This is a genomic window from Nonomuraea aridisoli (assembly GCF_003236395.1).
Classification (GTDB): domain Bacteria; phylum Actinomycetota; class Actinomycetes; order Streptosporangiales; family Streptosporangiaceae; genus Nonomuraea; species Nonomuraea aridisoli.
Genome location: NZ_POUD01000692.1, coordinates 1 through 415, shown reverse-complemented (window position 1 = coordinate 415; position 415 = coordinate 1). Strand labels below are relative to the sequence as shown.

The 415-nt window shown below is 50.1% G+C and carries 2 protein-coding genes; both read right to left on the bottom strand.

What is annotated here, in order from left to right:
* Window positions 1-201 (bottom strand): YtfJ family protein (locus C1J01_RS54390; protein WP_220040516.1); only part of this gene is annotated, 201 nt, incomplete at its 3' end.
* A partial coding sequence (locus tag C1J01_RS54385; RefSeq protein ID WP_220040515.1) for a hypothetical protein occupies window positions 201-415 on the bottom strand: 215 nt, incomplete at its 5' end. The genes C1J01_RS54390 and C1J01_RS54385, both read right to left, overlap by 1 nt.

The window sequence follows — 415 nt, the reverse complement described above, 5'->3', positions numbered from 1 at the left end:
ATACTGAATAATGCGGACTTTTCCCGCCAGCTGTGTGCTGTTCCACTTTTGGTAGTGAATTTCGTCGTCGCTATTCAGAAGCAACTCACCGCCTTCCTGGATATAAACAGGGGTAACCGTTTTACCAGTGACGAAATTGTGTGCCACCGCGCCTGGCGCTAAGAGTGCGATGATCAGAGCGAAAATCCAACGAGATGGCATTATTGCTCCGGATAGAGTGGGAAACGCGAAATCAGCAGTTCTAAGCGCTGACGAATATCGCTATCCAGCGCCATCGGTGCATCATACGACTGGCGGTTTTCCATATCATCCGCCACCATGTCGTCGTGTTTATCCCCCATCAGGCCATTAATGGCGGCGAGGAAGCGGGAAATCTGTAACGCCTCTTTATTTTCAGGATCAAGCGATCTTAGGG